The organism is Brachybacterium tyrofermentans, assembly GCF_039526165.1.
Taxonomy (GTDB): domain Bacteria; phylum Actinomycetota; class Actinomycetes; order Actinomycetales; family Dermabacteraceae; genus Brachybacterium; species Brachybacterium tyrofermentans.
Window position 1 is genome coordinate 41,272 of the sequence record NZ_BAAAIR010000017.1, and the last position, 26,514, is coordinate 67,785.

General features: G+C 70.0%; 20 protein-coding genes and 1 tRNA gene. 11 read left to right on the forward strand and 10 right to left on the reverse strand.

Translation table 11 applies throughout. The features are described from left to right. Positions 1-5 precede the first annotated feature (5 nt). On the reverse strand, positions 6-572 hold the full coding sequence (locus tag ABD093_RS04170) for a DoxX family membrane protein (RefSeq protein WP_193116096.1): 567 nt from the start codon (positions 570-572) through the stop codon (positions 6-8). 302 nt (positions 573-874) lie between these two features. Here ABD093_RS04170 and ABD093_RS04175 point away from each other — a divergent pair, with 302 nt between their 5' ends. Next, a complete protein-coding gene (locus ABD093_RS04175; protein ID WP_193116095.1) occupies positions 875-1,579 on the forward strand; it encodes a sigma-70 family RNA polymerase sigma factor in 705 nt (234 codons plus the stop codon). Continuing rightward, positions 1,576-1,944, forward strand: coding sequence for a mycothiol system anti-sigma-R factor (gene rsrA, locus ABD093_RS04180; protein ID WP_193116094.1), 369 nt, complete (start codon positions 1,576-1,578; stop codon positions 1,942-1,944). The genes ABD093_RS04175 and rsrA overlap by 4 nt, the downstream gene beginning before the upstream one ends. A gap of 82 nt (positions 1,945-2,026) precedes the next feature. Here the strand turns inward: rsrA and ABD093_RS19695 are convergent, their stop codons facing one another. The 5 genes from ABD093_RS19695 to ABD093_RS04200 form a co-directional block, all read right to left on the reverse strand. After that, entirely contained in the window at positions 2,027-2,101 is a 75-nt protein-coding gene (locus ABD093_RS19695) for a 50S ribosomal protein bL37 (protein ID WP_370696128.1), read from the reverse strand. Between the two features lie 108 nt (positions 2,102-2,209). Continuing rightward, the gene (locus tag ABD093_RS04185; RefSeq protein WP_193116093.1) at positions 2,210-2,854 is read right to left on the reverse strand and encodes a GDSL-type esterase/lipase family protein; all 645 of its coding nucleotides are present in this window, start codon (positions 2,852-2,854) and stop codon (positions 2,210-2,212) included. A gap of 83 nt (positions 2,855-2,937) precedes the next feature. Beyond that, complete coding sequence (locus tag ABD093_RS04190; protein ID WP_343922645.1) at positions 2,938-6,771, reverse strand: multifunctional oxoglutarate decarboxylase/oxoglutarate dehydrogenase thiamine pyrophosphate-binding subunit/dihydrolipoyllysine-residue succinyltransferase subunit; 3,834 nt, start codon at positions 6,769-6,771, stop codon at positions 2,938-2,940. Between the two features lie 123 nt (positions 6,772-6,894). Then, on the reverse strand, positions 6,895-8,004 hold the full coding sequence (locus tag ABD093_RS04195; RefSeq protein ID WP_319021473.1) for a sensor histidine kinase: 1,110 nt from the start codon (positions 8,002-8,004) through the stop codon (positions 6,895-6,897). Further along, complete coding sequence (locus ABD093_RS04200; RefSeq protein WP_226849616.1) at positions 8,001-8,813, reverse strand: response regulator transcription factor; 813 nt, start codon at positions 8,811-8,813, stop codon at positions 8,001-8,003. The genes ABD093_RS04195 and ABD093_RS04200 overlap by 4 nt, the downstream gene beginning before the upstream one ends. 334 nt (positions 8,814-9,147) lie before the next feature. Between ABD093_RS04200 and ABD093_RS04205 the strand changes: the two genes are divergently transcribed. From ABD093_RS04205 to pabB, 4 genes are all read left to right on the forward strand, one after another. Continuing rightward, entirely contained in the window at positions 9,148-10,077 is a 930-nt protein-coding gene (locus ABD093_RS04205) for a M23 family metallopeptidase (RefSeq protein WP_319021472.1), read from the forward strand. Continuing rightward, positions 10,074-11,132 carry a tRNA (adenosine(37)-N6)-threonylcarbamoyltransferase complex transferase subunit TsaD gene (gene tsaD, locus ABD093_RS04210; RefSeq protein ID WP_193116091.1) on the forward strand — a complete coding sequence of 353 codons (1,059 nt, stop codon included), beginning with the start codon at positions 10,074-10,076 and terminating at the stop codon, positions 11,130-11,132. The genes ABD093_RS04205 and tsaD overlap by 4 nt, the downstream gene beginning before the upstream one ends. Before the next feature lie 110 nt (positions 11,133-11,242). Next, a tRNA-Arg gene (locus ABD093_RS04215) sits at positions 11,243-11,315 on the forward strand. Positions 11,316-11,397: 82 nt separating this feature from the next. Further along, positions 11,398-13,332, forward strand: coding sequence for an aminodeoxychorismate synthase component I (gene pabB, locus ABD093_RS04220; protein WP_343922650.1), 1,935 nt, complete (start codon positions 11,398-11,400; stop codon positions 13,330-13,332). Here the strand turns inward: pabB and ABD093_RS04225 are convergent. Continuing rightward, positions 13,307-15,535 (reverse strand): bifunctional alpha,alpha-trehalose-phosphate synthase (UDP-forming)/trehalose-phosphatase, encoded by a 2,229-nt coding sequence (locus ABD093_RS04225; protein WP_319021479.1) that lies wholly within the window; start codon positions 15,533-15,535, stop codon positions 13,307-13,309. The genes pabB and ABD093_RS04225 overlap by 26 nt on opposite strands. Before the next feature lie 518 nt (positions 15,536-16,053). Here ABD093_RS04225 and lysA point away from each other — a divergent pair. The 5 genes from lysA to rho all read left to right on the forward strand — a co-directional run bounded on the left by lysA (position 16,054) and on the right by rho (position 23,612). Beyond that, positions 16,054-17,466, forward strand: coding sequence for a diaminopimelate decarboxylase (gene lysA, locus ABD093_RS04230; protein WP_193116089.1), 1,413 nt, complete (start codon positions 16,054-16,056; stop codon positions 17,464-17,466). 260 nt (positions 17,467-17,726) lie between these two features. Continuing rightward, positions 17,727-19,085 carry a homoserine dehydrogenase gene (locus ABD093_RS04235; protein WP_193116088.1) on the forward strand — a complete coding sequence of 453 codons (1,359 nt, stop codon included), beginning with the start codon at positions 17,727-17,729 and terminating at the stop codon, positions 19,083-19,085. Between the two features lie 5 nt (positions 19,086-19,090). Beyond that, the gene (thrC, locus tag ABD093_RS04240) at positions 19,091-20,149 is read left to right on the forward strand and encodes a threonine synthase (protein WP_193116087.1); all 1,059 of its coding nucleotides are present in this window, start codon (positions 19,091-19,093) and stop codon (positions 20,147-20,149) included. Further along, a complete protein-coding gene (thrB, locus tag ABD093_RS04245) occupies positions 20,146-21,060 on the forward strand; it encodes a homoserine kinase (protein ID WP_193116086.1) in 915 nt (304 codons plus the stop codon). Before thrC ends, thrB begins: the two co-directional genes overlap by 4 nt. Before the next feature lie 314 nt (positions 21,061-21,374). Continuing rightward, positions 21,375-23,612, forward strand: coding sequence for a transcription termination factor Rho (gene rho / locus ABD093_RS04250; protein ID WP_193116085.1), 2,238 nt, complete (start codon positions 21,375-21,377; stop codon positions 23,610-23,612). Between the two features lie 335 nt (positions 23,613-23,947). On the opposite strand, the gene ABD093_RS04255 is transcribed toward rho, so the two are convergent. The 3 genes from ABD093_RS04255 to ABD093_RS04265 are packed head-to-tail and all read right to left on the reverse strand — an operon-like array spanning position 23,948 to position 26,429. Beyond that, the gene (locus ABD093_RS04255) at positions 23,948-24,841 is read right to left on the reverse strand and encodes a carbohydrate ABC transporter permease (RefSeq protein ID WP_193116084.1); all 894 of its coding nucleotides are present in this window, start codon (positions 24,839-24,841) and stop codon (positions 23,948-23,950) included. Next, positions 24,838-25,818, reverse strand: a complete 981-nt coding sequence (locus ABD093_RS04260) for a carbohydrate ABC transporter permease (RefSeq protein ID WP_193116083.1) — start codon at positions 25,816-25,818, stop codon at positions 24,838-24,840. The genes ABD093_RS04255 and ABD093_RS04260 overlap by 4 nt, the downstream gene beginning before the upstream one ends. Further along, positions 25,815-26,429 carry an extracellular solute-binding protein gene (locus ABD093_RS04265; RefSeq protein ID WP_343922655.1) on the reverse strand — a complete coding sequence of 205 codons (615 nt, stop codon included), beginning with the start codon at positions 26,427-26,429 and terminating at the stop codon, positions 25,815-25,817. The genes ABD093_RS04260 and ABD093_RS04265 overlap by 4 nt, the downstream gene beginning before the upstream one ends. Positions 26,430-26,514: the final 85 nt, after the last annotated feature.

Consider the following 26,514-nt stretch of genomic DNA (forward strand, 5'->3'; position numbering starts at 1 on the left):
GGGCGTCAGCCTCGCTGGGCGGCGAGCTGCTTCTGGGCGGTTCCCACCGCGCTCCTCGCCTTCTTCTCCAGCTGCTCGGACTTCTTCTCCAGCTCGCGCTGCTTCGCGGCGGCCTTCTTCTGGCTGCGCTCGACGAACTGGTTGACCTGGTAGCCGAGCGACGGGCGCCCATCATGGTCGACCACGGCCAGCAGCACGCCGCCGAGCAGGCCGGCGTCGGTGAGGATCGACTGGATCTCCTGGGTGCGCTCCTCGCCGCGGAGCTCCCAGACCTTCTTGCGGCCGGCCCAACCGACCGACGTGGTCATCAGGAGGGCCGCAGCGGCGGCTCGCGGGTAGCGGTTGGTGGCGTAGAGGACACCGGCGCCCGCGGCGACGGCTCCGGCGGCTCGCACGACGGTGCGGGCGTCCAGGAAGCTCGGGGCCGACGTCTTGGCTAGCGTCGAGTCGAACGCGTCGAACGCCTGGGGGTAGACGTCGATCTCGCGCTCGGGGCGCATGACGGTGCGCACTCCTTCGAGGATGAAGGGAGCGGCGAGCAGGGGACGAGCGATGCGTCGGACCAGGGCCATGGTGTCCTCACGTTCTGTACGGGGGCAAGCAGTTCCGGTGGTGCCGGGACAGGGCGGGGCGCACTGTCCGGTAGGTCACCGGCATCCAGACTACCGCCCGGGGAACATTCGTGATGCCCGAAGCGTTGCACCCTGGTGAACCGGAGAGCTCGGTTCCCCAGAGCATGCTCCCCGAAGGTGCCGGAACGCACCGGACGGAGCTCAGGGACGAGACGACAGCGGACCGGAGTGATGGAGCGCGTATGGCGACAGCGGTGCTGAGGCAGGGTGCTCCCCGTCGACCTGGCGTAGGTTGGAGGGCGATGACCCAGACAGATTCCGCCCCGAGCCCTGATACGGGCCTTCCGGACGGCGCGCCGGATGGTGACGCCGTCGGTGATGTCGCCGATTTCGATTTCGAGTCCGAGGCCCTGTCCCACCTCGATTCGCTCTACGGCGGCGCGCTCCGGATGACCCGCAATCCCCACGATGCGGAGGACCTGGTCCAGGAGACCTTCATGAAGGCCTTCCGCGCCCGGGACCGCTTCACGCCCGGCACGAACATGCGTGCCTGGCTGTACCGGATCATGACCAACGGATACATCTCGACGTACCGGCAGAAGCAGCGCCGGCCCAAGGAGGCCTGGAGCGACACGGTCGAGGACTGGCAGCTCGCCGAGGTCGGCTCGCACACCAGCAGCGGACTGCGCTCCGCGGAGACCGAGGCGCTCGACCACCTGCCGGACTCCGCGGTCAAGGACGCGCTGGGCGAGCTGCGGGAGGACTACCGCATGGCTGTCTACTACGCGGACGTCGAAGGCTTCGCCTACAAGGAGATCGCGGAGATCATGGGCACCCCCATCGGCACCGTGATGTCCCGGCTGCATCGCGGTCGGCGCCAGCTGCGCGAGATGCTCTCCGACTATGCCTATCGCAGCGGATACCTGCGCGAGGATCCCTCGGCCCCCGCCACGAGCGGGACCGACCAGGACGACACCCGATCGATGGACCGGGAGGAGGAACGATGAACCAGGACGAGAAGACGGCACGCGACGCCGATCCCAGCGCGGACGGACCCACGCCGGAGAGCCGGCGCGACCCGCGCTATCGGCTCGACGAAGCTCTGGACGGTGAGCTCCCGCGCGAGACCGTCGAGCGGATGGCGCGGCACACGGAGGACTGCCCCGAGTGCGCCGACGAATGGGAGCGCGTGCGGCGCATCAAGGAGCTCGTGCGCCGCAGCTGCACCGAGGACCGCGCGCCGACCTCCCTCCGGGAGCGGATCGCCGTGCAGTGCCGCACCGTCTCTGTCACGCGGACCACCGAGGTCGACGGGACGACCAGCGTGCGCATCACCTCCACCAGCGTCGAGCGGGAGATCCCGGGCAGCTGAGCTCGGTACGGCCGGGCATGACAGAGGGCCCCTCCCGAGACGGGAGGGGCCCTCTGTCATGCCGCGAACAGCGGCATCACGGTCAGCAGTTGGGGCGCTTGCCGTGATTCGCGCCGTTCTTACGGCGAGACTTGCGCTTACGTCCTCGCTTGCTCATCACGTTCTCCTTCCTTCGCCCGGGTAACCCGACGATTGTGCCACATCGTGTGACCTCGTCCCCTCGTGGAACGGGCCGGTCGACCCCGCTGAGGCGGAGGTCACGTCGTCAGGAGGATGTCCCCAGCCAGGAGCCGAAGCCTCCGTGCAGGACCAGCCAGGCCATGAGTCCGTAGCCGGTCTGTCCCGGATGGTCTCCCGGCGCCCGGGCGACATCGGATTCCCACTGCTCGTGCCCGACGAGCCCGCTGACGAGGTCCACGTAGGGGATGCGACGGCGCGAGCAGACGTCCTCGAAGGCGCCCGACAGCTCCCGGACGCCCTGCGTGATCCCCGGATCGCTGCTGGGCGGCGGGCCGACCACGAACGCCGGGATCCGCAGCCGCTCGAGACCGTCGAGCACCTTGGCCAGGTTGAGGCGGGAACGGGCCAGGGAGAGCCCGGCGCCGACGTCGGCGCGCCCCATGGCCAGCACGATGCGGTGGTCGATGCTGCCGTCGGACTGCGCGGACTGGTCCATCCGACGCTGCACCTCGTCGTCCCAGCGGTCCGCGAGGGATGCGGAGGACTCGCCGGGCAGGGCAGAGGTGAACACGTCGATGCGATTGCGTGCCCCCTGCTCGCTGGCGACGGCACGGCCGAGCCAGCCCAGAGCGCGGGCGTCACCGATTCCGGCGAGGAGCTCGTCTCCGAGCGCGATGATCCGGATCCGGGGATCCGGATCCGTGGCGTTCGATGTGGGCACAGTCTGCACCGGGACCTCCTGGGCCTGGGACGGGAACGTCAACTGTAACGACGGTGGGGGTCGCGGGCGAACCCGCGACCCCCACCCGGCGCTCAGGACTCGAAAGCTCGGACGATCAAGTCTTCCTGCTCGGCCTTGTGCGTGGCGTTGGAGCCGGTCGCCGGGGAGGCCGAGGCGGCACGCGCCACGACCTTCAACGTGCGCCCCACCTCGACCGCGAAGTTCACGGCCATGAAGGTCCAGGCGCCCTGGTTCTGCGGCTCCTCCTGGACCCAGGTGAGCTCGGCGTCGGGGTAGGCCGCGAGCACCTCGAGGATCTCCTCGGTGGGCAGCGGGTAGAGCTGCTCGATGCGCACGATCGCGGTATCGGTCACCTCCTGCTTCTCCCGCCAGGCGGCGAGATCCCAGTAGACCTTGCCCGAGGTGAGCAGGACGCGCTTGACCGCCGAGGGGTCGACGGTGGTGTCGGCCAGCACGGGCTCGAAGCCACCGGTGGTGAAGTCCTCGACGGAGCTGACGGCGGCCTTGTTGCGCAGCATCGACTTCGGGGTGAAGACGATCAGCGGTCGCTTCGGCTCGAGCTTGGCCTGCCGGCGCAGCAGGTGGAAGTAGCTCGCCGGGGTCGACGGGGCCGAGACCCGCATGTTGTTCTCGGCGCACATCTGCAGGAAGCGCTCGATGCGTGCGGAGGAGTGGTCCGGTCCCTGGCCCTCGTAACCGTGGGGGAGCAGGAGCACGACGCTCGAGTTCTGGCCCCACTTCTGCTCCGAGGCCGAGATGAACTCGTCGATGATGGTCTGTGCGCCGTTGACGAAGTCGCCGAACTGCGCCTCCCAGAGCACGAGCGACTCGGGGTTCTCCACCGAGTAGCCGTACTCGAAGCCGAGCGCGGCGAACTCCGAGAGCGAGGAGTCGTAGACGTTGAAGCGTCCCTGGTCGTCGGACAGGTACGACAGGGGCGTCCAGGTGTCGCCGTTCTCATGGTCGATGAGCACGCTGTGGCGCTGCACGAAGGTGCCGCGACGCGAGTCCTGACCGGCCAGGCGCACCCGTCGGCCCTCCATGAGCAGCGAGCCGAAGGCGAGCAGCTCGCCGTAGGACCAGTCGATCTTCCCGTCGGTCGACATCTGCTGGCGGCGCGTGAGCACGGTCATGAGCTTGGGGTGGACCGAGAAGGAGTCCGGCACCTCGCCGAACGACCTGCCGATGTGCGAGAGCACGTCGGTGCTGACCGCGGTCTCGACGGCGCCGTGCTCGGAGCTCGGCATGCGCTGGGAGGCCGGCAGCTCCAGGCCCTGCACGCTCGAGTCCGGATCGACCTCGGAGGCACCGGCGCGGGTCGCCGCGAAGGCCTCGTCGAGGTGCTCCTGGAAGTTGCGCACCAGGCCCTCGGTCTCGTCCTCGGTGAGATCGCCCCGCTCGATGAGGGCCTCCATGTACAGCTTGCGCGTGGAGGGCTTGTCGTTGATCAGCGAGTACATCTGCGGCTGCGTCATCGAGGGGTCGTCGCCCTCGTTGTGCCCGCGGCGGCGGTAGCAGACCATGTCGATCACGACATCGCGGTGGAACTTCTGGCGGTAGCTGAAGGCGATCTCCGCGACGCGCACGCAGGCCTCGGGGTCATCGCCGTTGACGTGGAAGATCGGCAGCTGGGTCGACTTCGCGACATCGGTCGAGTAGAACGACGAGCGCGAGGAGTCCGGCAGCGTCGTGAAGCCGATCTGGTTGTTGATGACCACGTGCACCGTGCCGCCGGTGCGGTACCCGCGAAGCTCGGACAGGTTCAGGGTCTCGGTGACCACTCCCTGGCCGGCGAAGGCCGCATCGCCGTGCACGAGGATCGGCAGCACGGGGAACTCCTCGGGGCGCTCGAGGCGGTCCTGCTTCGCCCGGGCGATGCCCTCGAGGACGGGGTTGACCGCCTCCAGGTGCGAGGGGTTCGCGGCGAGGTACACCTTGGTGGTCTCCCCGTCGTGGGACGTGTAGGTGCCCTCCGTGCCCAGGTGGTACTTCACGTCGCCCGAGCCGGGGTTCTGGCCGAAGTTGCCCTCGAACTCCTGGAAGATCTGGCCGTAGCTCTTCCCGGCGAGGTTGGACAGGACGTTCAGGCGGCCGCGGTGCGACATCCCGATGCAGACCTCGTCGACCCCGGCATGCGCTGCGCCGTGCAGGACGGCGTCGAGCATCGGGATGACCGACTCGCCGCCCTCGAGGGAGAAGCGCTTCTGACCCACGAACTTGGTCTGCAGGAAGGTCTCGAACGCCTCGGCGGCGTTGAGGCGATCCATGATGTGCGTGTGCTCGACCTTGTCGAAGGGACGCCGCGGGGTCTCCATCCGGTCCTGGATCCAGGCACGTTCGTCCGGATCGGAGATGTGCATGTACTCCACACCGATGGTGCGGCTGTACGCGTCGCGCAGCACCCCGAGGATGTCGCGCAGCGGCATCTCGTCCTTGCCGCCCAGACCCCGCGTGGGGAAGGTGCGATCGAGATCCCACAGCGTGAGTCCATAGGTCTCCACGTCGAGGTCGGGGTGGTTGCGCACCCGGTACTGCAGCGGATCGGTGTCCGCCATGAGGTGGCCGCGCACCCGGAAGGAGTGGATGAGGTCCATGACCCGTGCGAGACGCTCGGACTTGGAGTCCTTGAAAGGGTTGTCCGGCACCCAGCGGATCGGCTGGTACGGGATCCGCAGCGCCGCGAACACGCGGTCGTAGAAGCCCTCCTTGCCCAGGAGCTTGTCGCCCATGCGCTTGAGGAACTCGCCGGAGGCGGCGCCCTGGATGATGCGGTGGTCATAGGTCGAGGTCAGCGTCATGACCTTCGAGACCGCGAGGTCCGCGAGGGTGGCGGGGCTGGCGCCCTGGAACTGCGCGGGATAGTCCATCGCGCCGACGCCCACGATCGTGCCCTGGCCCTGCATGAGCCGGGGGATCGAGTGGACGGTGCCGATGCCGCCGGGGTTGGTCAGCGACACCGTGGTGTGCGCGAAGTCGTCCATCGTGAGCTTGCCGCCACGGGCCTTCTTCACGACCTCCTCGTAGGCCTTCCAGAAGCCCAGGAAGTCGAAGCGCTGGGCGCCCTTGATGCTGGGCACGACCAAGCCGCGGCTGCCATCGGCGCGCGGCATGTCGATGGCGAGGCCGAAGTTGATGTCCTCGCGCTTGAGGAGCAGCGGCTTGCCCTTCTCGTCGACCGCGAAGCCGTTGTTCATGTCGGTGATCTCGGTGATCGCCTCGATCATCGCCCAGCCGATGAGGTGGGTGAACGACACCTTGCCGGCGCGATTGCGCTTGAGGTGGTTGTTGATGACGATGCGGTTGTCGAACAGGAGCTTCACGGGCACATCGCGCACGGAGGTCGCCGTGGGCACCTCGAGCGACTCGTTCATGTTGCGCACGACGGCGGCGGCGGGGCCGCGCAGCTTGACGGTCTCCGGCTCGCGCAGCTCGACGACGGGGATCTGCGCGGTGGTGGTGGGGATCTTCGCCGGGCGGTCCGAGGTGGTCGACACGGAGGGCGTCGGCTGGGGTGCGGCCTTCGCGGGTTCGTCGTTCACAGGAGCAGCTTCCTTCGCGCGCTGAGGGGATGCCGCGGCGGGCGCGGCCTGGGATGAGGGTGCTTCGGGAGCCGGTGCCGGCTCGGGAGCGGCCGGCGGAGGGTCGGCCTGCGTGGCGGGGGCCGCCTGCGGTGACGCGTCCTCCGGGGTCTTCTCCTGCTGCTCCATCGCAGCGGGAGGACTGCCCGGGGAGGGCTCGTCGGCAGCGGGTGCCGCGGGCGTCAGGTCACCACGGGAGGAGAAGTACTCCGCCCAACTGGGGTCGACGCTCGAGGGATCCTGCTGCCACTGCTCGCGGAGCGAGTCCACGAGCCACTGATTCGGGCCGAATTCCGAGTTCTCGGGGCCCTGTGTCTGCTGTGACACTCTGAGATCGCCAGCCTTCTCACGGTCGAGTGATACGGATAGCCACAGCCTAACGGAGCAGGACTCCTCGCATGCGCCGCTCGGGGGTCCCGGGGGTGATTGACGGCCCTGTGGTGTGGGACGTCACGTCGTGGGGCGGGCCTGGGGCAGGACCACCCGGATCAACGAGGAGCGGCCGTCGCCGTCGACCTCGGTGCGCGGATCGTCCAGCACCTCGATCGTGCCGCCGTGCAGTCCCACGGCCCAGCGCGCGATCGCCAATCCCAGCCCGGTTCCTCCTGAGCTGTCCGCGTATCCGCCGCGCTGGAAGCGCTCGAACACCCGGGAGCGATCCTCGAGGGCGATGCCGGGACCCTCGTCGTGCACATCGATCCGTACGCCGTCGCCGTCCTCGAGACAGGCGGCGCTGATGTGGATCCGGCCGCCGGTGGGGGAGTGGCGGGCGGCGTTCTCGAGCAGGTTGTGGATCACCTGATGGATGCGGGCCGCATCGGCTGTGACCATCAGGTCGGCCGGCTCCACGTCGACGATCCAGCGCACGTCGCGGCCGCCGGAGGCGAGCGTCGCCGCGTCGACCACCTCATGGAGGAAGGGGGTGAGCTCGATGTCCTCGAGGTCCAGCTCGACGACCCCGGCGTCCAGCCGGGAGAGGTCCAGGAGATGGTTCACCAGCAGCGAGAGCCGTTCGGTCTCGGTGAGGGCCACCTCGAGCGCCGCAGGGTCCGGCTCGGTGACGCCGTCGACGAGGTTCTCCAGCTGGGCGCGCAGGCCCGCGACCGGGGTGCGCAGCTCATGGGACACGTTCGCGACGAGGTCGCGGCGCATGCGATCGGTCTGCTCCAGCTCCGAGGCCATGGTGGAGAAGGCCTCGGCGAGCTGGCCGATCTCGTCGCGGCTGCTGGATCGGATCCGCTGGGTGTAGTCGCCACGTGCCATGGCGCGCGCCGCCGCGGTGATCTCGCGCAGCGGAGAGGTCATACCGCGGGCCAGCAGCTGGGTGAAGACGAGCGCGGCGATCACGACGAGAGGGATGGCCAGCAGGGGCTCGATGCCGGCGCGGATGCTGACCTGGGTCAGCAGGGCCGCGACCAGCACGACGGCACCGACCAGGATCCCGAGCTTGACCTTGAAGGAGCGGAAGCGGTCCAGGGGGCGCACGTCGAGCCGCTCGGGGACCCTGCGGCGTGCGACCGGCGGCGAGGACCCGTCGGCCGGTGGATGCTCCGTCGTCACGGGGAGGTCGGGGGGTCGGCCGGAGTGCGCAGGGAGGAGATGTCCGCGGGATCCTCAGCGAGGGTGCCGTCCTCATCGAGGTCGTCCTCCGGGATCTCCAGGGCGTATCCCACGCCATGGACCGTGCGCACCAGATCGGCGCCGAGCTTCCGTCGGAGCGCCTTGACATGGGAGTCGACCGTGCGGGTGCCTGTCGCGTCGATCCAGTCCCAGACGTCCGCGAGCAGCTGCTCCCGGGTGAGGACGGTGCCGGGGGCGTTGGCGAGGCACAGCAGCAGGTCGAACTCGGTCGGCGTGAGGTGGGCCGGAACGCCCGCTCGCATCACACGGCGGCCGGCTCGGTCGATCACCAGGTCACCGAACTGCAGAGCGACGTTCTGCTCGGTCTCCGAGGTGGGCGGGGGAGTCGTGCGGCGCACCCGCCGCAGCAGGGCCTTGAGGCGGGCGGCGAGCTCGCGCATGGAGAACGGCTTGGTCATGTAGTCGTCCGCGCCGACGCCGAGACCGACCAGCATGTCGGTCTCGTCGTCGCGGGCGGTCAGCATGAGCACCGGGACCGGCTCGTCGGCCTGGATGCGACGGCACACCTCGAGGCCGTCGAAGCCCGGGAGCATGACGTCGAGGACGACGACGTCAGGGCGCACCTCGGCCACCGTCCGCACCCCGGAGGGCCCGTCGAGCGCGGTGGAGACCTCCCAGCCCTCGGCGGTGAGCCGGTCGGCGATGGCACGGGTGATCGTCGGCTCGTCCTCGATCACCACGACGCGCGGCGGGGCCGATGGGGATGCTGCCTGGTCCGGGTTCGACATGCCGCCACTCTAGTGCGCGGCGTCTGCGACGACCCTGATATCACGACGCACGGCGCGTGCTCCGCGCCGCCGGCGACATGACCGTCGACGCCTTCTGGTCGCTTCCACAGGTGGCGCGGCGCACGTCGAGGACCCGCTCCCGTCAAGACCGGGCAACCTTTGGGGCTTTAGGGCAAAAACTTGGCAATGTCACGGGTGACCTGCTGGTCCATTCGGGCGACGGGGCCGTAGGTTGTTCGAGGTTGTTCGGCGACGCGTCCTTCCCCTGTCCGGCGTCGCGCTCGGACAGACGTACGAACCGGAATACGCAGTCGAACTGGAAGCAGGTCTTCACGTGGCGAATCACCGCGCCGATGGACGCGCCTCGGTGCGCAAGCTCCGAGCAATCGGAGGCACTCACCGTGACGCCGCCCTTCCCGCCAGCGCGGTGAAGGTGGGCGTGCTCGGCGTCCTCGCCACCGCCACGATCGCCGCACCTCTGGCGGCAGCCGCTGCCGGCATCGACGAGACCGCCGCCGTCGGAGACGCCACCGCAGCGCCGGCGCCGCAGTCGGTCGCCGAGCCCGCAGAGGTCCCTGCAGCGCCCGTCTCCCTGCCGACCGCGGACCTCTCCGCGAACGCCGGGACGGCTGCGCTCGAGACCCGCACCGACGACTCCGACTCCACGCGCAGCACGGACCGCACCTCCCCCGCGAAGGGCGAGAAGTCTGCAGACGACGCGAAGGCTGACACCGCGAAGGCCGACGCGGCGAAGGCGGAGGCCGCCGGCAGCACCGGCATCGAGGTCGCAGCCCCGGCCCCCGAGCCCGAGCCTATTGTCGCGGAGGGCGCGTCCGCGGACGCCTCGGCAGAAGGCGCGGCCGCGCCGGCCTCCAGCGGCGGCTACATCGACCCCGTGAACGCCCCGATCACCTCCGGCTTCGGCGGCCGCATGCACCCCGTCCTCGGCTACTTCAAGGGTCACAACGGTGTCGACTTCGGTGCGTCCTGCGGTACCCCTGTGAAGGCTGCCAAGGCCGGCACGGTCGTGGCCGTCGAGTACAACTCCGCCTCCGGCAATCGGGTCAAGGTCGACCACGGCAACGGCGTCATCACCGGCTACTACCACCTGCAGGGCTTCAACACCTCGGTGGGTGCCACCGTGCAGCAGGGCGACACCGTCGGCTACGTCGGGTCGACCGGCCGCTCCACCGGCTGCCACCTGCACTTCGCGACGATGGACGAGGCGGGCAACTACTCCAACCCGATGTCGATCCTGCGGTGATCCGTTCCGGGGCACCCCTCGTGCTCGGGGTCGAGTCCTCGTGCGACGAGACCGGTTTCGGGCTCGTCTCCGAGGGAGTCCTGCTCGGTCAGGGACTGGCCTCCAGCGCCTCTCAGCACGCGGATTTCGGGGGAGTCGTCCCCGAGATCGCCGCCCGAGCTCATCTCGATGCCGCGGTCCCCACGCTGCACCTCGCCCTCGAGGACGCCGGGGTCGAGCTCGGCGACATCACCCACGTCGCGGTCACCTCCGGCCCGGGGCTCGCCACCGCGGTCCACGTCGGCCTCGCCGCCGCGAAGGCTGTGGCCTGGTCGCTGGACAAGCCGCTGTACGGCGTCCACCACCTCGCCGGCCACGCCGCCGCGGACACCCTCGAGCACGGCCCGCTCCCCGAACGCAGCATCGTGCTGATCGTCTCCGGCGGCCACACCTCGATCCTGGCGGTCGGGGACCTCGTGCGCGATCCGATCGAGCATCTCGGGGACACCCTGGACGATGCCGCCGGGGAGGCCTTCGACAAGGTCGCCCGCCTGCTGGGTCTCGGGTACCCAGGGGGGCCGGCGATCTCCCGCGCCGCGGTCGGCGGGGATCCGACCGCCTTCCGGTTCCCGCGCGCGATGCTGCGATCCGGCGATGCGCCGTTCGTCTTCTCGTTCTCCGGGCTGAAGACCGCCGTCGCCCGCACCGTGGAACGCATCGAGCGCGCCGGCGAGTCGGTCCCCGTCGCTGACATCGCGGCCTCCTTCGAGCAGGCTGTGGTGGACGTGCTGGTCACCAAGGCACTCCGGGCCGTGCGCGAGAGGAACCTGAGCACCCTGGTCATCGTCGGCGGCGTCGCGGCCAACGCCCGGCTGCGCGCCGTGGCACAGGAGCGCTGCGATGCCGCCGGCATCGAGCTGCGGATCCCGCCGCCCGCGCTGTGCACGGACAACGGCGCCATGATCGGTGCCGTCGGAGACCTCCTGGTGCGCTTCGGCGCGGACCCCAGCGGCCTGCGCATCGCCGCGGACCCCTCGGCGGTCCTGCACGGGGCTCAGCTGCCGTTGCCGGGATGAGGACTTCCTGAGATGAGGACCGCCTGAGGTGAGGTCCGCCTCACACCTCGGCTCACCAGCCGCCGCGGTGTCCCGCCGGGCCCCGAGGACTTGCTAGACTCGCACGGTCGGCCCGCGTAGCTCAGTGGATAGAGCGTCTGCCTCCGGAGCAGAAGGTCGTAGGTTCGAATCCTGTCGCGGGCACGTCAGACGTCCCCGGTCCGAGGCCCTTGTGGCCCCTGACCGGGGACGTCGTCGTTCCGGCTCATGCATCGGGGAGGATCGCATGCCCACGCACCGCCCGTTCGTCCGGTTCGACGACATCCCTGGCGGCACCTCACGGCAGTTCTCCTCCTTCCGCGAGGAGATCACAGCTCGCACCCCGGACGAGGTCCGTCCTGCCCTGCGCGCCGTGCAGGACCGGGTCGACGCCGGCCGCTGGGCGGCCGGGCTGATCACTTATGAGGCCGCCTCCGGGCTCGATCCCGCCCTGGCCACGCAGACGCCGAGCGAGGGCCTGCCCCTGCTGTGGTTCGGCATCGCGGATGCTCCGGATGTTCCCGATCCTCTCGGCACCTCTGGTGCGCCGTCGTCCGAGCGGGGAGGCTACGAGGTCGGCCCGTGGGCCGACGAGTGGACCCCTGCGGAGCATGCCGCGGCGATGGCGACGGTGCAGGCCGCGATCGCCGCGGGGGAGACCTATCAGACGAACCTCACCACCCGACGCCGTGGGCACATCACCGGGGACCTGCTCTCCTGCTATCTGGATCTGATCGCCGCGCAAGAGGCCCCGTACGGCGCCTACCTCGACCTGGGGCGCACGACGGTCCTCAGCGCGAGCCCTGAGCTGTTCATATCGCGCAGCGCAGATCTGCTCACGACGGCGCCGATGAAGGGGACCGCGGCCCGGCAGCCCGGCCCTGCCGCGGATGCCGCATCCCGCGCCCACCTGCTCAGCAGCGCCAAGGAACGCGCCGAGAACATCATGATCGTGGACCTCCTGCGCAACGACCTCGCTCGCCTCGCACGCCCCGGAGGGGTCGCCGTTCCCTCTCTGCTCGACGTCGAGCGGTATCCGACCGTCTGGCAGATGACCAGCACCATCACGGCGGAGGCGGCCCCGGGCGTCGGCCTCGAGGAGACGATGGCCGCGATGTTCCCGTGCGGCTCCATCACCGGCGCCCCGAAGGCTTCGACCATGGCCCTGATTCGCGACCTCGAGACCGGCCCGCGCGGCGTGTACTGCGGTGCCATCGGATGGCTCGCCCCGGCTCGCAGCACTTCGACTGGTCCGGTGCCGGCGTCGTCCTCGTTCAGCGTCGCGATCCGCACTCTGGTCGTCGACCGGTCCGACGGCTCCGCCGTGTACGGCGTGGGCAGCGGGATCACCTGGCCGTCCGAGGCGGCGGCGGAGCACGCCGAGCTCGAAGTCAAGATGCGAGTCCTGGACAGACTGGACAGGCAGGACGGGCTGGACCGTCGGGACAGACCGGGCCACGACGCGACTCGTGCACCGGACCCCTCCCGGGACTCCACGCAGTTCGCCCTGCTCGAGACCCTCGCGGTCGTCGACGGACTGCCCCGCAACCTCGAGGAGCATCTGGACCGTCTGGAGGACTCCGCGAGGTCCTTCGCCCTTCCGTGCGATCGCGAGCAGGTGCGTGATGCCGTGAGAGCACGGGCGTCGCAGCTCGCGGCAGGCGGACGCGATGCGGTGCTGCGCCTCGCCCTCGGGATGGATGGCCAGTTCGATCTCACCGATCGCCCGATCCCGGTGGCCGGCGCCGGCCCCGTGGTCCTCGCGCTGGACGACCGGACCCAGGACCCCGGTGCGCCGGCGGTACGTCATAAGACGACCGACAGGGCCCACCTCGTGGCAGCGCTCGCCCGTGCTCGTGCTCGTGCTGGCGACCTCGGCCGCGACGGAGACGCCCGAGGACCTGCAGCTGTCGACGACGTCGTGCTGCGAGGACGCGACGGCCGCGTCACCGAGACGACGATCGCGACCCTGCTCGTCCAGATCGACGGCAGCTGGTGCACGCCACCGGTCGAGGACGGCTGCCTGGCCGGCGTCGGGCGGCGCCTCGCGCTCGAGGCCGGGCAGGTCCGCGAGCGCGAGATCACCGTCGCCGAGCTGCGGGCCGCCTCCCGCATCGCACTGCTCAGCTCGGTGCGTGGATGGCGGCCCGCCGTGCTCAGCTCTCCCGGCGCAGCTCGCTGAGGCGCTTCAGCGCCGCGGCGACCTCGTCGGTCCCCGCGACGCGGTAGCCGGCGGCGGTGTCGCCCTCGCCGACCTTGATGCCCACGTCCCGGTCGCCCAGTCGGGCGAAGACGGACTCGTCGGTCACGTCGTCACCCAGGTAGAGCCACGCGTCGGCCGCGCTCGCCCGGGCGAGCGCATCGATCGCGGCGCCCTTGGAGGTGTGGACCACCGAGAACTCGACGACCTCCTTGCCCGGGGTGACCGTGACATCGGGCAGCGTGACCGCGTACTCGAGCGCAGAGTCGGTCGCGTTGAGCGACCCGCGGCCCTTCGCGTTGCGGGTGTGCAGCACGGCGGCCGAGGGCTTGGTCTCGACCTCGACGCCGGGGTGCGCCCGCGCGATCCTCCGCAGGTTCTCCGTGATGGACCGGAGCAGATCCTCCTTCTCCGGGGTCATCGACAGCGCCGCGGAGTCGAGCACCTCGGACTGCATCCACGGCGGCAGCGCGCCGACCTCGGCGCCGTGGGAACCCACCAGCACCACGGAGCTGGGCATCGTGGTGTGGGAGTCGAGATCCTCCAGCGCCCGTCCGGAGACCAGGGCGACGGCGACCCCCGGCAGCTCGGAGAGCTCGCGCAGGGTCGACAGCGCTCGCGGATCGGGCTGGACGGCATCGCGATCGTCCACGATCGGAGCCAGCACACCGTCGAAATCCGAGGCGATGAGGATCCGAGGCACGTCGGAGAAGTCCTCCAGCGCCTGGTCGAAGGCCTCCGGGTCGGTGGAGTCGTCGCCCGCCAGCCGCACCGTGGGCCGGGTCCCGTACGCGGGATCCCCCGACTGCTCCAGGTGCTGCAGGAAGTCGTGGGCCCAGGCCTGGACGTCGTTCTCCATCACCTGATGGCGCAGGGACCGCATCGCGTCCTCCTGCTCCTCCTCCGGCATCGCGAGCGCACGCAGGATCGCGGACTTCAGCTCGTCGATGTCGTGGGGATTGACCATGACGGCCGCCCTCAGCTCATCCGCCGCCCCGGCGAACTCGCTGAGCACGAGCACCCCGCGCAGATCGGGCCGGGAGGCCACGTACTCCTTGGCCACCAGGTTCATGCCATCGCGCAACGCGGTCACGAGCACCACGTCGGCCGCCATGAACAGGGCGGTCATATCGCGACGATCGAAGGAACGGTGCTGGTAGGAGACCGCCGGACGGCCGATCGGCGCATGGTCGCCGTTGATGCGACCCACGGTGAGCTCGACCTCGTCCCGCAGCTGGCGGTAGGCCTCGACGCGCTCGCGCGACGGGGTCGCGACCTGGATCATCACGGTGTCGTGCGGGTCGATCGAGCCGTCGTTGAGCAGCTCCCCCCAGGCCTTGAGGCGATGGCGGATGCCCTTGGTGTAGTCCAGCCGGTCCACCCCGAGCACGACCTTGTGCGGATCGCCGAGGTCCCGACGCAGCTGGACCGCGCGCTCACGGACCTCCGCGTCCTCGGTGAGCGCGGAGACCGCCTCGGAGTCGATGGAGATCGGGAAGGTCTGCACGAGCACCTCGCGCACCGGCGCTGCGCCGAGGCCGGGCACCGAGATGACCTGACCATCGACCTGGTAGCCCAGCAGCTTGCGCACCGCGCCCAGGAAGTTCTGGGCATCGCTCTCGCGCTGGAAGCCGACGAGGTCGGAGCCGAGCAGTCCCCGCAGCATCTGATTGCGTTTGGGCAGCTGGGAGAACAGCTCGACCGAGGGGAAGGGAATGTGGTTGAAGAAGCCGATCCGCACATCGGTGCGGTCGTCGCGGATCATGCGCGGCACCAGCTGCAGCTGGTAGTCGTGGACCCAGATCGTGCCGCCCTTGCTCGCGACGGCCCCGGCGGCGCGGGCGAAGCGCCGGTTCGCCGTCACGTACGAGTCCCACCACGTGCGGTGGAACTCGGGATCGACGATGACGTCGTGGTAGAGGGGCCACAGCGTGGCATTGGAGAAGCCCTCGTAGTACCGCTCGACGTCCTGCTGGTCGAGACGGACGGGGTACAGGCTCATCCCGTCGGCCTCGAAGGGCTCGGGCGCCTCGCCGGGCGAACCGCCCCAGCCCACCCATGCGCCGGAGTCGACGGTGCGCATCACCGATTCCATGGCGGTGACGAGCCCGCCCGGGCTCGTGACCCATTCGGTCGCGCCGTCGGGGAGGGTGCGGGAGTCGACCGGCAGACGGTTCGCGACCACGACGAGGTCGTGGCCCTCGGCGGCGGCCGCCGACGCCCGTTCGGACGCAGGATCGGATGCGGATGCGGATGCAGGACCGGGCACGGTGTCGGAGGCAGGATCGGGATCAGCGACGGACGCAGAACTCGACGAAGGATGGGAAGCAGGACCGGGCACGAGAACTCCTTGACGACGGTCGGGTGGGGCGGGCGACGGGAGCTGCGCGGCGAGGCGGCGCGATCGTGCCACCACAGGATGCCGCGAGGTCTCTCGGGCCGATGCCCCGAGACTACCAAGTGCGATCGATCACCCGCTGTGCCTGGTCTGGACCCCGCAGCGCTCTCACCAGGGACGCTGACCTGTGCGGAGGGGTGCTGACCGGGCGGACAGGCGGCCGTCGCCGACGGGCGGGGGCGACCGCACGCCGGACACGGCGTCACGGGGGGCGCGGCCCCGTCTAAGGTCGACCAGCAGCCCGAACCCGTCCGGCCCCGGCCGGACCCCCGCACCACCCCACCCGCACCACCCCAGGAGCAGACATGCGCGCCCATGAGGCCGGAGCCCTTCACGGCAACGACGCCGCCCCCACGTGGCTCCCGTATCCCGCCGACGTCAACACGCTGATCGACGGTCTGTGGTCGCAGACCACGCGGCGCAACGCCGAGGGCGCGGTCGAGGTGGGCGGCGTGGATGTGCGGCGCATCGCCGAGGAGGTCGGGACCCCGGCCTTCGTCCTCGACGAGGACGACTTCCGCGCCCGCGCCCGCGAGTTCCGCGATGCCTTCGCCGAGGCCTTCGCGCCTCACGCGGGGGCCGACGTGTACTACGCGGGCAAGGCCTTCCTGTGCGGGGCCGTCGCCCGTTGGGTCCAGGAGGACGGGCTCGGCCTGGACGTGTGCACCGGCGGCGAGCTCGCCGTCGCCCTGCGCGCCGGGTTCCCGGGGGAGCGCATCGCCCTGCACGGCAACAACAAGTCCGTCGCCGAGCTGCGCCGCGCCCTCGACGCCGGCGTCGGCCGCATCGTGATCGACTCCCTGGACGAGATCGACCAGGTCGAAGCCGTCGCCGCCGAGCTGGGAGTGAGCGCCGCGGTGATGCTCCGGGTGACCACGGGCGTCGAGGCCCACACCCACGAGTTCATCGCGACCGCCCACGAGGACCAGAAGTTCGGGCTCTCGCTCACCGGCGGCGCCGCCTTCGAGGCCGTGCGCCGAACCCTCGAGGCGGAGCACCTGGACCTCCTGGGCCTCCACTCCCACATCGGCTCGCAGATCTTCGACACGGGCGGCTTCGAGGTGGCGGCGCGTCGCGTGCTGGATCTGGTCGCCCAGGTCAGGACCGAGCTCGGCCACAGCATCGACCAGCTCGACCTCGGTGGCGGCTTCGGCGTCATGTACAACACCCAGCACACCCCGGCGACCCCCGCGGCGCTCGCCGCCGGGATCGCCGGGATCGTGGAGAAGCAGTGCCATGAGCTCGAGCTCGAGGTGCCGCACGTGTCCTTCGAGCCGGGCCGCGCGATCGCAGGGCCCTCGACCCAGACCCTCTACTCGGTCGGCACCGTCAAGGACGTCCGCCTCGGCGGCCCCCACCACCGGGTCTACGTCTCGGTCGACGGCGGCATGAGCGACAACGTCCGCACCGCGCTGTACGACGCCGACTACTCGTGCCTGCTGACCGGCCGCGTCTCCGACGCCGCCCCCGAGGTGGTGCGTGTGGTCGGCAAGCACTGCGAGAGCGGCGACATCGTGGTCAAGGACGAGTACCTGCCCTCGGACGTGCAGCGCGGGGATCTGATCTCGGTGCCGGTCACCGGTGCCTACTGCTACTCGCTGGCCTCCAACTACAACCACGTCCCGAGGCCGCCGGTCGTCGCCGTGCGCGGCGGCGAGGTCCGCACCCTGATCCGTCGGGAGACGGAGGAGGACCTCCTCGGCCTCGACGTCGGGTGACCCCGGCGGCGACGGTCGCGTTCGTCGCCTCGTCGCCTCGTCGCCTCGTCGCCGCGTCGCCGCGTCGCCCTGTCGCGCCGTCCGCCGGTCGCCATCACGCGGCCCAGCCCCGCGGGATCCTGCTCCCGCACCGCCCCTCCGTCGTCCTGGACGTCGGTCATCTGCGTTCATGCTCGGTCACGGGACCGACGTGCCCTCGGCTAGAGTTCGAGAGCCCGCCCGGCCACCCCGTCGGACCATGTGGAAGGACCACCTCGCACATGTCTCAGTCATCTCCCAGCAGCTCCTCGCCCTCGGCCCCGCAGGTGCTCCCTGTGCTCCGCGTCGCCGTGCTCGGAGCCGGTACCGTCGGCACCGAGGTGCTGCGTCTGATCTCCCAGCAGGGGGAGGACCTCGCCCACCGCATCGGTGCCCGGCTCGATGTGGTCGGCGTCGCCGTGCGCGACACGACGCGAGACCGCGGCGAGCACGTCCCCGCCGCTCTGCTCACCACCGACCCCTCCGCGCTCGTGCGCGAGGCGGACCTCGTCATCGAGGTGATGGGCGGGATCGAGCCGGCCCGCAGCCTGCTGCTGGAGGCCATGTCCCATGGCGCGAGCGTGGTCACCGCCAACAAGGCGCTCCTCGCTCAGGACGGCTCCTCCCTCTACGAGGCCGCCGACACCCACGGGGTGGACCTGTACTTCGAGGCCGCCGTCGCCGGGGCCATCCCGCTGGTGCGCCCGGTGCGGGAATCCCTGGCCGGTGACCGCATCCAGCGCGTGCTGGGCATCGTCAACGGCACCACCAACTACATCCTCGATGCGATGACCCGCTCCGGGGCGAGCTTCGAGGAGGCCCTCGCCACGGCGCAGGAGCTCGGCTACGCCGAGGCGGACCCCACCGCCGACGTGCAGGGCCACGACGCCGCCGCGAAGGCCTCGATCCTCGCCTCGCTCGCCTTCCACTCGCGGGTGCGCCTGTCCGACGTGCACTGCGAGGGGATCACCGACGTCTCCGCCCAGGACATCGCCGCGTCCGCCCGCATGGGGCGCACGATCAAGCTGCTCTCGATCGTCGAGCGGGTCCAGGACGAGAGCGGTGAGCGGATCTCCGCCCGCGTGTATCCGGCGCTCATCCCCGACGGCCACCCGCTGGCGTCGGTCTCCGAGGCGTACAACGCCGTCTTCATCGAGGCGGACGCCGCTGGCTCGCTCATGTTCTACGGACAGGGGGCCGGGGGAGCCCCGACCGCCTCCGCGATCCTCGGCGATGTGGTCTCCGCGGCCAGCCAGCGCGTGCGCGGCGGCGTGGGCCCCCGTGAATCCCGGTACGCCGAGCTGGACCTGATCCCGCTCGACGACCTGCGCAACGCCTTCTACATCTCGCTGACCGTGCAGGACCGTCCCGGCGTCCTCGCCGAGATCGCCGGCACCCTGTCCGGGTACGGGATCTCCATCTCGACCATCCATCAGGAGCTCCTCGACCAGCAGGACGACGGGGGTGAGCAGGCCCTGGCGCATATCGGCATCAGCACGCACCGCGCCCTGGAATCCGCGATGACCTCGTCCCTGGACGTGTTCTCGTCGACCTCGACGGTGCTGAGCATCGATTCCGTCCTCCGTATCGAAGGAGAATGACCCCTATGGCACATCAGTGGCGCGGCGTCCTCGCCGAATATCGTGAACACCTGCCCTTCGCCGACACCGACACCCTGCTCACGCTGGGGGAGGGCGGCACCCCGCTCGTGCCCGCACCGGCGCTGTCCAGGCGGGTCGGCGCGGATGTCCATATCAAGGTCGAGGGCCAGAACCCGACCGGCTCCTTCAAGGACCGGGGCATGGTCTCGGCGATGTCGAAGGCGCTGAACGACGGCGCCACCGCCGTGGTGTGCGCCTCGACCGGCAACACCAGCGCCTCGGCGGCCGCCTACGCGACGGCCGCGGGGATGACCTGCGCGGTGCTGCTGCCCGAGGGCAAGATCGCCGCCGGGAAGCTCGCCCAGGCCGTGGTGCACGGCGCGAAGCTGATCCAGGTGCAGGGCAACTTCGACGACTGCCTCGAGATCGCCCGCAAGCTCGACGCGGAGCATCCCGTCGAGCTCGTGAACTCGGTGAACCCCTACCGCCTGCAGGGGCAGAAGACCGCCGCCTTCGAGGTGAGCGATGCCCTGGGCCGCGCGCCGGACATCCACATCCTCCCGGTCGGCAACGCGGGCAACATCTCCGCCTACTGGATGGGCTACCGCGAGTACCACGAGGCAGGCGTCAACCAGGCGCTCCCCGCCATGTGGGGATACCAGGCCGCCGGCGCCGCACCCTTCGTGGCCGGGCGCCCGATCAGCAATCCCGAGACCGTTGCGACCGCGATCCGGATCGGTGCCCCGGCTTCCTGGGACCTCGCGGTCACCGCCCGCGACGATTCCGGCGGTCTCATCGACGCCGTCTCCGACCAGCAGATCCTCGACGCGCAGAGCCTGTTGGCCGCGGAGGTCGGGATCTTCGTCGAACCGGCCTCCGCCGCGGGTGTGGCGGGCCTGCTCCAGCAGTCCGAGCGCGGCCTGGTCCCCGCCGGCGCGACGATCGCCATCACAGTGACCGGCAACGGGCTCAAGGACATCGACACCGCCCTCTCCCAGCGCGATCTCACCCCCACGGTGATCCCGGTCGACATCGCCGCCGCCGCGGAGGCCATCGGCCTGTGAGGATCCAGAACACGCGAGTCTCCGTCCAGGTCCCGGCGACCTCCGCCAACCTCGGCCCCGGATTCGACACCCTCGGGCTCGCGCTCGGGCTGTGCGACGACCTCGAGCTCGAGGCGACCACCGGGGGGATCGAGATCCACGCCGAGGGCGAGGGCTCGGGATCGGTGCCCACCGGCGAGGAGCACCTCGTCGTGCGGGCGCTGCGCCGGGGCCTCGACCACGCGGGCGCTCCGCAGACCGGGGTGCGCCTGCGCACCGTCAACCGGATCCCGCATGGTCGGGGACTGGGATCGAGCGCCGCGGCCACGATCGCCGGCCTGCTGCTCGCGCGCGGGCTGCTGTCCGATCCCGACGCCCTGGACGATGCCGCCGTGCTGGACCTCGCGACCGAGTTCGAGGGCCATCCGGACAACGCCGCCCCGGCGCTGCTCGGAGGCGTCGTGCTCTCCTGGATGTCCGGCGGCCGTGCGCGTTCCGTGTCGCTCACACACGCTCCAGGCGTGCTGAACCCCGTTGTCCTGCTGCCCTCGAGCACGCTGTCCACGCACCAGGCGAGGGGCCTGCTGCCCGCCGAGGTGCCCCATGCCGATGCCGTCTTCAACGCCTCGCGCACAGGCCTGCTGGTCCACGCGCTCGGCGGGGACCCCGAGCTGCTCATGGAGGCGACGGAGGACCGCCTGCACCAGGAGCAGCGCTCCGCCGGGATGTCCCAGAGCATCGAGCTGATGCGCGTGCTGCGCCAGGAGGGCCACCCCGCCGTGATCTCGGGAGCAGGGCCCTCCGTGCTCGTCCTGTCCGGCCGACGGTCCGAGGTCGCGCCCCTGGTGCGCCGGATCGTCACCGATCCCTCGACGTGGCGGATCGCCCAGGTCCCGCTGCGGGAGAACCCTGCTGCCCCTGTGGTAGGTTGAGCCTGCGTCCAGGCGGCATCGTCCGATGGCGAGCACTGCAGCAGAGTCTGCCGGCAGTGTCCCGTGTCCCGATGCATCCCTGATCAGCGTCACGCATGAACCCTGCGCTCCGCGCACACCGTGCCGAGCAGGCCCGTGCACCAGACGCTGACGCACCCCGAAGCACACCAGCAGGCCGACCATCGGTGCCCTGCACCGTGGCGTCACCTTGCTCGGATGAGCCGCTGAAGCACCCGGACTCCGTCCCTCTGCCCGCAGCGGCAACCAGACCAGAAAAGAATCGGCTCCGTCCGGTTCGACAGGAAGGAACCCGGGTGAACGACACCACCTCCGACGCGGATCTCGCGGCGAAGAAGCTTCCCGAGCTGCAGTCCATCGCGACTGACCTCGGCATCAAGGGCGCGCGGCGCCTCCGCAAGGGCGAGCTCATCGACGCCATCCGTGGGGGCGGGTCCTCTCAGGCCGCGCCCGCCGCTGCGCCTGAGGCCGCTGTCTCGAGCGCGCCGGCCGCCTCCACCGCCCCGGCGGCGTCCACCGAGGACCCGCAGGGCGCGACGCAGCGCGACCGCTCCTCGGCGCGCTCCGCACGCTCCACGTCCACCAGCACCGGCACCGGCACCGGCACCGAGCAGGGTCGCTCGTCGCGGTCCGAGACGGACGAGGCCCCCACCCGGTCGCGGTCGCGGTCCCGCTCGGCTGCTCGTGACCAGGGCGAGGACAACGCCCCGGATCTGGGCCTCGAGCTCCCGGATCGTCAGGGCGGGCGCCGCGGCGGCCGCCGTGAGGACACGCGCCCCGCGGGCGCCGCTCGCGACGACAGCCGTGAGGACGCTCGTCGCGATGACAGCCGCGACGACTCCCGTCGTGACGACAACCGTCGCGACGAGACCCGTCGTGACGAGACCCGTCGTGACGAGGACAACCGTGACGACTCCCGCCAGGGGGGCTCGCGCCGGGACGATTCCCGTCGCACCGCTTCCGACCGGGACGACGAGGGCCGCTCCTCGCAGCAGGGACGCGACGGTCAGGACCGCCGCGGGAACCAGCAGGGTGGCAATCAGCGTCGCCGCCTCGAGGACATCGCGCTGCCGGACCGCTCGGGCGAGAACGACGAGGATCGCAACCAGGGCGACGACTACGACGACGACCGTCGCGGCCGCCCCCGCAGCCGGAACCGCTCGCGCGATCGCAAGCGTCGCGGCCGTGGCCAGAACGACCAGGGCGGTCAGGAGTCCCAGGGCGGGCAGAACTCCCAGGGCGGCCGGAACTCGCAGGGCAACCAGGGCAACCGGAACGATCAGCAGGAGGACTCCGAGCCGCGCGGCGGCGAGGAGCTGATGACGGTCGCCGGAATCCTCGACATCCGCGACAACAACGCCTACGTGCGCACCACCGGGTACCTCCCCGGCCCCAGCGACGTCTACGTGACGATGAATCAGGTCAAGCGCGCCGGTCTGCGCAAGGGTGACGCGATCACCGGCCAGGTCAAGGCTCCTCGCGACGGCGAGGACCACCAGGTCGAGCAGCCGCAGCAGCACCACGGCGGCGGTCGCAACCGTCGCGGCAAGGGCGGCGGCGGTGGCAACAACCAGAGCAAGTACGCCGCGCTGGTCCAGGTGGACACCGTCAACGGTCTGCCCCAGGACAAGGCCCGTTCGCGCGTGGACTTCAGCAAGCTGACGCCGCTGTACCCGGATGAGCGTCTGCGCCTGGAGACCGATCCCAAGGGCCTCGCCCCTCGCCTGATCGATCTCGTCTCGCCCATCGGCAAGGGCCAGCGTGGTCTCATCGTCGCGCCGCCGAAGGCCGGCAAGACGATCATCATGCAGCAGATCGCCAACGCGATCACCACGAACAACCCTGAGGTCCACCTCATGGTCGTGCTGGTCGACGAGCGTCCCGAGGAAGTCACCGACATGCAGCGCACGGTCAAGGGTGAGGTCATCGCCTCCACCTTCGACCGCCCTGCCTCGGATCACACGATCGTCGCGGAGCTCGCCATCGAGCGGGCGAAGCGCCTGGTCGAGATGGGTCGCGACGTCGTGGTGCTGCTGGACTCGCTCACGCGGCTCTCGCGCGCCTACAACCTCGCCGCTCCGGCCTCGGGCCGCATCCTCTCCGGTGGTGTCGACGCCTCCGCGCTCTACCCGCCCAAGCGCTTCTTCGGTGCGGCGCGCAACATCGAGCACGGCGGCTCGCTGACGATCCTCGCCTCTGCCCTGGTGGAGACCGGGTCCAAGATGGACGAGGTCATCTTCGAGGAGTTCAAGGGCACCGGCAACATGGAGCTGCGCCTGTCCCGTCACCTCGCGGACAAGCGCATCTTCCCGGCCGTGGACGTCAATGCCTCGGGCACCCGTCGCGAGGAGGAGCTCATGGGCAAGGAGGAGCTGGCCATCATGTGGAAGCTCCGCCGTGTCCTGGGGTCCCTCGAGCAGCAGCAGGCTCTCGAGCTGCTCATGGAGCGGGTCAAGAAGACCCAGTCCAACACCGAGTTCCTCATGACGGTCCAGAAGAACACGCCGAGCGTGAACGGTCGCAGCGCCGACTGACGCGCCAGCATGCCTGTCGACGGGGCGTCTCCCACCGGGAGGCGCCCCGTCGTCATGCTGTGGCGACCCCACGCATCGGACTGCGTGGCCCGCGGCCCGCGGAGGGCAGACTGCGTGGGCAACACGCCGACCCGATCCACGAGAACGTGTCGTCGCTGGCACGTTCTCGTGGAATGGGCGAGCAGGCCAGGTCAGATCGGGTAGGTCGGATCGGATCGAGCCAGATCAGGTTGGATCGGGCCAGGCCGGGCCAGGCCAGGCCCGGCCAAGCCGGATCGAGCCCAGCCGGACCTGACTGGCCTGAGCCCAGGCACAGGCGGTCGGTCGTCGGCGGCTCAGCCCTTGATCGCGCCAGCGGCGATGTTGGCGATGAAGTGCCGCGAGCCGATGATGAACACGCCGATCAGCGGGACCACACTGATGAGGGCGCCGGCCATCACCATCCCGTAATCGGTGAGGTACAGCGAGTTGAGGTTCTGCAGGGCCGTCTGCAGGGTCTGGCGTTCCGGATCCACTAGCACGATCAACGGCCACACGTAGTCGTTCCATGCGGTGATGAAGGTGAAGATGCCGAGGAAGGCGAGGCCCCCGCGGAGGAGAGGCACGCCCACCCTCCAGTAGGTGGTGAAGAATCCGGCGCCGTCGATCCGTGCCGATTCCACGAGCTCGTCGGGGATGGATCCCGCCGCCATCTGCCGCAGCAGGAAGATGCCGAAGGCGTTCGCGGCGCCCGGGACTATCAGCGCCTGCAGCGTCCCTACCCAGCCCAGTTCCGACATCAGGATGAAGCTCGGGACCAGGGAGAGGCTTCCGGGCACCAGCATGGTGGCGATCAGCAGGATGAACAACGGCTTCTTGCCCGGGAAGTCGAACTTCGCGAAGGCGAAGGCCGCCAGGGAGTCGAAGAACATCACCAGGGCAGCGCTGGCCGTGGAGACGATGATCGTGTTCACCAGGGCCTGCAGCAGGTCGACGCTGGAGACGACGCTGCGCACGTTCTCCGCGAAGCTGCTGCCGACGGTGAGCTTCGGCGGGTAGCCGAAGATCTCCCCGGTGGTCGAGGTCGACATCACGATCAGCCAGTAGAACGGGAAGATCGACAGCAGCACGCCGGTGATCACGCACAGGTGGGTGACGACGGCGACGAGCCGGCCCCGCGCCACGTAGTGCGCGTTCGGGCGGTGTGCATCTGCCGTGCTCTTCGGTGCGGCCGGTTTCAGTGCGGTCATCCTCGGGCCTCCTTGGTCCGTACAGCGCGTCGCACCGTGTCGTCACCACGTCCGGAGACCAGGCGCCAGTTGATGATCGCGAAGATGGCGGCGATCAGGAACAGGGCCCAGGCGATCGCCGAGCCGTAGCCGAAGTCGAACTGGGTGAACGCCTGGTTGTATTGGTAGAGCACGATCGTCATGCCCGCCTCGCCGGCGCCGCCGGAATCTCCGAGCAGCACCTGGGGCTCGGTGAACAGGCTCAGGCCGCCGATAGTCGAGGTGATCACCGTGAACAGGATGATGGGGCGCATCATCGGCACCGTCACCCGGAAGAAGACCTGCGACAGGTTGGCTCCGTCGACCTTCGCGGCGTCGTACAGGTCTGTGGAGATGGACTGCAGGCCCGCGAGATAGATGATCGCGTTGTAGCCGGTGAATCGCCAGATCACCATGACCGCGATCGTGATCTTGATGCCCCAGGGGCTCGACAGCCACGGCACGGCGTCCAGGCCCACCGCGGTGAGAGCAGAGTTCACCAGGCCGAAGGTGTCGGAGAAGACCGATCCGAAGACGATCGCCATCGCCACCATCGAGGTGACGTTGGGCAGGAAGAAGGCCACTCGGTAGAACTTCGTGAACCGGATGTTCTGGTGCAGCAGGAACGCGATGACCATCGCGAAGAACAGCATCGGGATGGTCGAGAGGAACCAGATGATGAAGGTGTTGCCGACGGAGTTCCAGAAGCGGCCGTCGGTGAGCAGGAACTTGTACTGCGCCAGGCCCACGAAGGACATCTCTCCCATTCCGTCCCAGTCCATGAAGGACAGGACGATGGAGAACAGGATCGGGAACAGGCCGAAGACGGCGAACAGCAGATAGAAGGGGGAGATCGCCAGGTAGAGCGGCAGCACCTCCCGGATCTTCCGCTTTCGCTTGGCGGTGGGATCCGCGGGGGTGAGGGCGTCGCGCGGCCGCGTCGGGATTGCGGTGCTCATGAGAAGACTCCTCGCTTGAGGAGGACGCGCTCCGCCTGGCCGATCGCATCGTTCCAGGCGGCCTCGGAATCCTTGCCGGAGGTCTCCACGTTCGAGAGCTCGAGGACGAACTTGCCCATGATGAAGGTCTCCGCGTTGCTGATGAACGAGGAGGGGACCGATTCCGCAGCGGTGGAGAAGAACGCGAGCGGGTCCTGGTCCCCGTAGAAGTCTCCGGAGTAGGTCAGATCCTCGAAGGAGGCGGGTGTGGAAGGGAACAGCGACTCGTCCTGGTAGGCGGCGGCCTGGTTCTCGGGAGAGTTGATCCAGGTGATGAAAGCGAGGGCGGCCTCCGGGTCCTTGCAGGTGTGGGGAAGCGCGGCGAAGGAGCCGCCGCTGTTGCCAGGACGGACCGGCTGTGACGCGAGGCGCCAGGCGCCGGCGGTGTCGGGAGCGGACTGCTGGAGGACCTGGGCCCACCAGGCCGCCCCGATGTTCCCGGCGGTGCGGCCGCTGGCCCAGGCAGCGTTCCGGTCGGTGTCGCGTTCCCGCGGGATCTTGGCCGTCACACCGGCCTCGACGGCGGCGACCGAAGTGTCCCACGCCTGACGGACGGCGCTGTCTGGCCGCAAATAGAGGCTCTTCGCGGTTCGTGGTGAATGACCCTGCTGTGGCGGGTATTCACGCTACGGTTCTCGCGGCGCTGGTGAGCAGGAT